Here is a 7541-nt window from a genome sequence, read left to right on the forward strand (position 1 = left end):
CTCGAACCTCCCCCACCCACATCGGTACCGCCCCGGAACCCGACCTCCGTGCTGACACGGAAGCCAGGCCGCCCCAGCGGCCTTACCCTGGGGCGATGAACCGGCCGCGGGCATTCGCACTGGGCCTGCTGACCCTCGCCGTCGCCATGACGGCAGGCGGCAGCTGGCTCCTGTTCCGCATGCCCCCGAGCGACCTGACCGCGGCGTTCGCCGGCCTGGCGACACTCGGGCTGGCCATCGCGGCACTCGGCGTGACCATCGCGTTCCGGGTGCGCGCCAACCCCGTCGGCCCCCTGCTCACCTGGGTCGGGGCGATCCTCGTCTTCCTGACGGCACGCGACGTCTACTACCGCAGCTGGCTGGACGACCCCACGTCAGTACCACTGGACCCGCGCGTGGTCGCCTTCTTCAACGAGAGCGGCTGGTGGCTGCTCGCCGCGGTGGCGTTGCTGCTGCTGCACTTCCCGGACGGCAACCTGCCCGGCCGCAGGTGGACGGCAATGCCGCCGCTGATCGTCGGCCTCGCCCTCGCCCAGCAGGGCGTCGGCATGGTGCCGCGGGAACCGTTCACCTCACCGATGGAAGGCCTCGCCCACCCCTGGGGCCCACCGTCCGATGTGGTCCACGTCCTCAGCTTCGTGGTCAACATCGCGTTGCTCCTGGCCTTCCTGGCGTCCGGCATCTCCCTGGTGCTGAGGTTCCGCAGGTCCTCCGCGCTCGTCCGGGCGCAGCTGAAGTGGCTGGCGTTCGCGGGACTGGCGGCGACGGCGTATCCGGTCGTGTGCCTCGCCGAGATCGTGGTCACCGGCCGAAGTGGGGTCGTGGCAACGGTTTTCGGCGTGGTGACGATCGTGGCGCTGTTCTGCTCGGTGGGTGTCGCGATGTTGCGCCACGACCTGTACGACGTGGACCGCGTGCTGGCTGACGCCATCAGCTACACGATCGTGCTGCTGGTCCTCATCGGGGCGTATGCGTTGTCCGCACTCGCGATCGGGCTCGTGGTGGGCCAGGACTCCCCCGCGGCGGCGGCCGGTGCCACCGCGGTGTGTGCCGTGTTGCTCGCGCCGGTGCGGAAGCGGCTGCAACGAACCGTGGACCGGCGGCTCTTCCCGCGGACCAAGGCGGCGCTGCAGGCGATCGAGGACCTGCAACATCGGGTGCACACCCAGGCCGCTCAACCAGAAGAGCTCGAGGAGGCCCTGCGCGCGGCGTTGCGGGATCCGACGCTCAGGGTCGGGCTGCTGCTCCCCTCGTCGACCGGCTTCGTCGACGCGGAGGGGGCGCCGGTCGCCGACACCGGGCTCGTCCCGATCACGCTGGGCGGCACGCAGATCGGTGTTCTCGCCTCGGCCACCACCACACCGGCCGTGTTGCGGGTCGTCGCTTCCGCCGCGGCCAGCCTGGTCGAGGTCTCGCGGCTGCGCGGTGAGCTCGCCACGGCGTTGCGCGAGGTCGAGGCCAGTCGCGCGCGGCTCGTCCAGGCGGGAGATGCCGAACGGCGGCGGCTCGAGCGCGATCTGCACGACGGTGCCCAGCAGCGGTTGGTGTCGCTGGGCATGGCGATGCGGCTGGCCCAGCGGCAGTTGCCGACCGGGTCGGTCGACGTGCACGTGCTGCTCGACCAAGGTGTCGCCGAGCTGGCCACCGCGATCGCCGAGCTCCGGCAGATCGCGCACGGCCTGCGTCCCACGAGCCTCGACGACGGGCTGCACTCCGCACTCGCCGCGCTCACGAACAAGCTGCCGGTGCCGGTGGCGTTGGAGATCATGTCCGAACCGCTGGCCGACGACATCGCGACCACCGCCTACTTCGTCGCCGCCGAGGCGATCACCAACGCCGCCAAGCACGCGCGCGCCAGCACGATCACGGTTCGCGTGACGCAGCAGGCGGACGAGGTGAACGTGTGGGTGAAGGACGACGGCTGCGGTGGTGCCGACCCGAGCGGTGGCTCCGGGCTGGCCGGGCTGGCCGACCGCGTTGCCGCACTGGGAGGTTCGTTGCGCCTCTACAGCAAACCGGGACGCGGCACGACGATCCAGGCGGTGCTGCCGTGCGCATCGTGATCGGTGAGGATTCGGCGTTGTTCCGGGAAGGCCTCGCGAGCCTGCTGTCCCACGCGGGGCACGACATCGTGGGCCGCGCCGCCGACGCGGACACCCTCGTGACCGTGGTGGCGGAGACCGAACCCGACCTCGCCATCGTCGACGTGCGGATGCCCCCCAGCCTCAGCGACGACGGTGCCAGAGCGGCCCGCCAGATCAGGACCGCCCAGCCCGAGGTCGCCATTCTGCTGCTCTCCCAGCACATCGAGACGCGGCACTCCGTCGACCTGGTCAGCCAGGGCGGGTTCGGCTACCTGCTCAAGGACCGCGTGCTCGACGTCGACGACTTCCTCGAGTCGATCGCGCGCGTCGCGTCCGGCGGGTCGGCTCTCGACCCCGAGGTGGTGGGCAGGCTGCTGGGCCGGCGCACCACCTCGGCGCTCACCCCGAGGGAACGCGAGGTGCTCGGTCTGATGGCCGAGGGCTGCACGAACGTCGCGATCGCGCGAAGGCTCTGGCTCAACGAACGCACCGTCGAGACCCACGTCGGCAGCATCATGGCCAAGCTCGGGCTGGCCGCCAACGTGGAGGAGCACCGCCGGGTGCTGGCCGTGCTGACGTACCTGGCCGAGTACAGCTGATCAGGTGAGCAGCTCCGCGACGTGCACCACCTGCTGGGGAGTCCACGACTGGCGCCCGCCGCCGTACAAGGTCACTCGAACGTCGTCGTCCACCGTCACCTCGGTCACCTGACCGACCGGACCGATCGAGCCGTACAGCCGGACGAGGTCGCCTGGCGACAGTTCGTCCGCGTACAACGTCTCCACGTTGACGGCGACGGACGCCGGCCTCACCCGCGTGATGAGCAACCACCACGAGACACCGCACACCGCAGGAGTCGTGAGCACCAGGACACCCGCGACGACAGGAAACCTGCTCACCAGCACGGCCGCGCCGACCGCCGACCACAGCAGGCCCACCAGGGCGGCGACGTGCGGGGAGCTCACCGGATGGTCGCCGACCTGGAGCCAGCCGGTCGTGCGCACCCAGCCGTGCGGTGTGAGACCACGAGGCGGCTTGCCGTTCGCGAGGGTGGGCGCGGTGTCGGCGTCGGCCGGTTTGGTGAAGAGATCAGTCGGCACGTCGCCACCTCAGCTGGTTCTTGGCGTTGCGCTCGCAGACTATTTCGTTGCCGCGCGGGGACGTCCTGCGCGCGCCCTCGAGGAGACACGGCTTGCCCAGCCTGGCCTTCATCCACTCGTCGTCGGACGGCGCGGACGAGGTGGTGGTCGTCTCCTCCGGAGGGTCGGACGGTTCCTCGGGATAGGAGGACGTCACGGGCGGGGCCGTCGTGGTCGTCGTGGTCGGGGCAGGAGAGGAGGAGGCCGACGAGGGCGCGCTCGACGACGTCGCCGTCACCGCGCCGGGTGCACAGGCGGCCGCCCACACACCGCGGCGTTCCACCCGAGCGGCGGCCTCGACCGACACCAGCTCGCCGCGGGTCGAGATGTCCGCCGATGCCGCGCCGTCGTGCACGACGGTCTTCGCGTAGTCCGCCCCGTCCGGCAGTCGCACGTCCACCGGAACCTGACTGCTCCCCGGCACGCCGTCCTTCTTGACGGTGAGCCACACGGTCTTGCCCCGCAACAGGTTCTCGGCGCTCGTGCGCGACTCGTCCAGCCAGCAGCCCTCGATCCGGCGGATCCCGGCGACCTGGGCGTGGAACAACAGTCCCGTGGCAGGTTCCACGCCCTCGAACGAGTCCACGCCGGACACCGTGCGAACCGTCACCTCGAAATCATCGCCTCTGCGCACGGATTCGATCCCGGAGTTACCGCGCTCCCCGGGACGTACATCACCGACGAAAGCGGCCGCCCCGGTGGTGACGAGCAGACTGAGCACACCGACGCACATGATCGCGACTCTCGCCGGCTGGCCGGTGCGCCACCACAGGCGGCGGACCAGCCCCGGACGCGGCTGGGGAACGTCGGACTCGGACGTGGAAGACAATGGCGGTCCCGACTCGGTCTGGTTCAAACAATCTCTGACACAAATTCGCTGGCGATCGTTGTCGTCGACGCAGTGTCATCACCACAATCGGCACCGTCAAGACGTGAAAATGGTTCAATCGAATTTCCGTCGAATCTTCACAGAACTACTCAAAGTAGTTCCGCAAGCAACAAGGCAGCACGTGAGGCGCCGTCGGTTTCCACCGGCAGACAATCGACCTCGCGCCCGATCTCCTCGGCCATCGCGGCGGCGAGTGCTTCCTGGTCGACGATTTCGTCGTAGGTCATGCACCGACCCGCTCCATAACGGGCGAGCCGGTGCCGGACGTGGAAGTTCTGCTCGAAGTGGTGACGCAGAGGCACGAAGATGAACGGGCGCCGGTTCGCGGTGAGTTCCATGCACGTCGTCAGCCCGCCCTGGACCACCGCCAGATCGCACGCGGCGAGATGCCGGTGCAGATCCGGTAGGTAACCGCGCATTTCCACGCCGTCCTGCCGGGGAAGCGCGGCAGGATCGATCCGCGGTCCGGTGACGACGAGGAATCTCAAGCCCGGCACCAGTTTCCGCGCCGTGGGCACCGCGTCGAGCACCCGGCGCAGCAGCGACTCGCCCACGCCGGAGCCGCCGACCGTGACCACGCACAGCTTCTCGTCCGGCCGCACGCCGATCCTCCTGCGCAACGCCGCGCGCTCGTGCTCGTCGGGAGGGTCGAAGCCGGTCACGTAGCCGGAGAAGTCGAAGTTCTGCTCGGTCCACTCGCGAATGGCGGGCAGCCCCTCGCCGAACGGCAGCGAGACCACGTCGTCGGGGTTGCCGACGAACACCGACCGGTCGCGCACGCGGCGCAGCCGTGCTCGTTGCTCGATCATCTCGAGGTTGTAGTCGGTGGTCAGGCGTTGCTCGCGCGCGCCGCCGCCGGGCATCGGCAGCCAGCCGACGAAATCGGTCAACCAGGCGAACGCACCGCGTTTGAGCTGCGGATTCTCGTGCAGGAAGTGGTCGACCTCCCACGCCTCGTCGCCGATGACCAGGTCGTACCGCTCGGTGGCGAGAAGGTCCTCGAACACCATGAAGTTGTTCACCAGCACCGCGTCCAGCCGCCGGAACGTCTCGAACACGTGCAGATCGTGCTCTCCCGCGTCGTCCTCCACGTGCGCCGACTCGGTGGCGAGCCACTCCGACGCCGGGTGGATCCGCTCTCCCGCCGGGCCGAGCACCTCGGTGACGGGGTGCTGCGCGAGCCAGTCGATCTGCAGGTCCGGACGCAGTTTGCGCAGCTCGGAGGCGATGGCCAGGTCGCGCCGGGCGTGCCCGAGCCCGATCGGTGAGCTCAGGTACAACGCGCGCGGCGGCCTGCTGAGCGCCCTGGACGACCGGGTGCGCCGCACGACCGGGTGCACCCGGTCGACGAACTCCTTGATCAGCAGGTTGATCCGCACCGGATCGCGGGCGTGCACGCCGTGCCCGGAGCCGTCCAGCAGCACCAGCGACCCGCTGGTCAGCTCGGCGAGGCGTTCCCCGATCGCGTGCGGGCGGATCTGGTCGTCGGTGCCGTGGACGACCAGCACCGGGCAGCGCACCTGGCGGCAGCTGTCCTCGATGGACCCGGAGCCGAGGCGGCCGGCCGTGGTGTCCACCAGCGTGGCGGGCTCGATCTGGTGCGCCCACCGCACGGCGTCCTCGATCTGCTTGGTGGAGTGCGGTTCCGGGAACATCCTGGCGAAGAACCACTCGACGAAGTCGTCGTACCCGCCGTCCAGCCAGTAGCCGCGGTTGTACTTCCCCTCACCCTCGGTCGTTTCCCAGGCCTGCCGCTCCTGGACCTGCGCGCCGATGAGCGAGCCGCTGGCCGGGGCGATGGCGAAGATGCCGCTGACCCGGTCCGGATGGTGCGCGGCGGCGAGCACCGACCACGCGTCCCCGCGCGACAACGCCACCAGCACCGCGCGTTCGGTGCCCGTCGCGTCCATGACCGCGATCGCGTCGGCGGCGTACTCGGTGTCCAGGTAGGACGCCGCGCCGGTCGGACGGTCCGACTCGCCGCTGCCCCGGCCGTCGAACGTGACCACCCGGAAGTGCCGCGCGAGATACGGCACCTGCGCCTTCCAGAACAACGACGGCACGATCGACCAGGTCGGCATGAGCAGAACCGTTGGCCTGCCAGGATTGTCGTAGACCTTGAACGCGAGCCGCACCCCGGTGCGCTCGGCGAATCCGGTCTGATCCGCCTCGCGGACCGGGCGCGGCTCGGCTGTCACGGCCGGACTTCGAGGACCTGGTTGAACGGCGTCTGGGCCACCCCTGCGAACCGGGTGAACCCGCCGGCGACCGCCACGTCGCGGATGCGCGCGGGGCCTGCCTGGGTGCCCAGCGCGAGGCCGACGTCCTGGGACAGCGAGGCCGGCGTGCACAGCAGCGTGGAGAAGCCGTAGTAGGTGCGGCCGACCGGGTTGAGGTTGTCCTCGACGTGATCGCCGGCCATCGGTTCGACGATCATCCACGTGCCGTCCGCGGCCACCGCGTCGCGCACGTGGCTCGCGGCCCCGACCGGGTCGCCCATGTCGTGCAGGCAGTCGAACATCGTCACGAGGTCGTAGCCGGTGCCGCTGAAGTCCTTCGCGGACGCCACCTCGAACGTCACGCGGTCACCGACACCGGCGGCGTCGGCCCGTTCGCGCGCGATCCGGATCGACTCGGGGTGGTAGTCCGAACCGGTGAAGGTCGAGTTCGGGAACGCCCGAGCCATCAGGATTGTCGATGCGCCGTGCCCGCAGCCGACGTCCGCGACCCTGGCGCCGGCGCGCAGCTTGGCGGTGACGCCGTCGAGCGCGGGCAGCCAGCCTTCGATCAGGTTCGCCTCGTAGTTCGGCCGGAAGAACCGCTCACAGCCGATGTGCACGTCGGTGTTGTGCTCGTGCCAGCCGACCCCGGACCCGCTGCGTGCCGCGTCCAGCACACGTCCGGCGTCGTGCACGGTGCCCAGCGCGATCTGGAACATCCCTGGCAGGAAGGCGGGGCTGTCCTCCACCGTCAGCGCCACCGCGTGTTCGATCGGCAGCGTGTACCGCGAGGTGGCGGGGTCGTAGGTGACGTAACCCCCGGCGGCCTGGGCGTTGAGCCACTCCCGCACGTACGGCTCCGCGGTGCCGCTGCGGTCCGCGAGCTCGGCGGGACTGATCGGGTCGCCGGACGCCATGGCGCGGTAATAGCCGAGTTTGTCGCCCATGACGACGAGCGCGGCGTTCAGCGTGGCGCCCACCTCGTCGACGGCCCGGAACACGAACGCCATGAGCTTGTCGGTGTCGACCTCGGGTCTCGTAGTGGTCATTCGACCTTCCCTCCTGTGAGGGTCGGAACCTATGAGCGCCAACAGGACTGTCGCATCAGGTGCCCCACCTAGTGGCGTGGCTTGAAACGTCGCCGTGCGAATTCGCGGTCAGACGGGCGCATCGTGGTGCCGCCCCCGCGTCCTCATACTGGACGTATGGG

6 protein-coding genes are annotated in these 7541 nt (G+C 69.9%); 2 read left to right on the top strand and 4 right to left on the bottom strand.

Features of this window, described 5'->3' with window-relative positions:
- The first annotated feature begins 95 nt into the window (after window positions 1–95).
- Together ACWGE0_RS08115 and ACWGE0_RS08120 are read left to right on the top strand one after the other, a co-directional pair.
- The gene (locus tag ACWGE0_RS08115) at window positions 96–2063 is read left to right on the top strand and encodes a sensor histidine kinase (RefSeq protein WP_452260208.1); all 1968 of its coding nucleotides are present in this window, start codon (window positions 96–98) and stop codon (window positions 2061–2063) included.
- Window positions 2051–2683 (top strand): response regulator transcription factor, encoded by a 633-nt coding sequence (locus tag ACWGE0_RS08120; RefSeq protein WP_452260209.1) that lies wholly within the window; start codon window positions 2051–2053, stop codon window positions 2681–2683. Before ACWGE0_RS08115 ends, ACWGE0_RS08120 begins: the two co-directional genes overlap by 13 nt.
- Here ACWGE0_RS08120 and ACWGE0_RS08125 read toward each other — a convergent pair whose 3' ends face one another.
- The 4 genes from ACWGE0_RS08125 to ACWGE0_RS08140 form a co-directional block, all read right to left on the bottom strand.
- Window positions 2684–3184 carry a hypothetical protein gene (locus tag ACWGE0_RS08125; protein ID WP_452260210.1) on the bottom strand — a complete coding sequence of 167 codons (501 nt, stop codon included), beginning with the start codon at window positions 3182–3184 and terminating at the stop codon, window positions 2684–2686.
- Window positions 3174–4052, bottom strand: coding sequence for a hypothetical protein (locus ACWGE0_RS08130; protein WP_452260211.1), 879 nt, complete (start codon window positions 4050–4052; stop codon window positions 3174–3176). The genes ACWGE0_RS08125 and ACWGE0_RS08130 overlap by 11 nt, the downstream gene beginning before the upstream one ends.
- Window positions 4053–4201: 149 nt before the next feature.
- Window positions 4202–6310, bottom strand: a complete 2109-nt coding sequence (locus ACWGE0_RS08135; protein WP_452260212.1) for an alpha/beta fold hydrolase — start codon at window positions 6308–6310, stop codon at window positions 4202–4204.
- On the bottom strand, window positions 6307–7380 hold the full coding sequence (locus ACWGE0_RS08140) for a class I SAM-dependent methyltransferase (RefSeq protein WP_452260213.1): 1074 nt from the start codon (window positions 7378–7380) through the stop codon (window positions 6307–6309). Before ACWGE0_RS08140 ends, ACWGE0_RS08135 begins: the two co-directional genes overlap by 4 nt.
- Between the last annotated feature and the right edge of the window lie 161 nt (window positions 7381–7541).

Source organism: Lentzea sp. NPDC054927 (genome assembly GCF_053610285.1).

Excerpts from the sequence above, each read along its gene's own strand:
- ACWGE0_RS08140 (WP_452260213.1), bottom strand. The coding sequence starts at position 7,380 with ATGACCACTACGAGACCCGAGGTCGACACCGACAAGCTCATGGCGTTC.
- ACWGE0_RS08115 (WP_452260208.1), top strand. The coding sequence starts at position 96 with ATGAACCGGCCGCGGGCATTCGCACTGGGCCTGCTGACCCTCGCCGTC.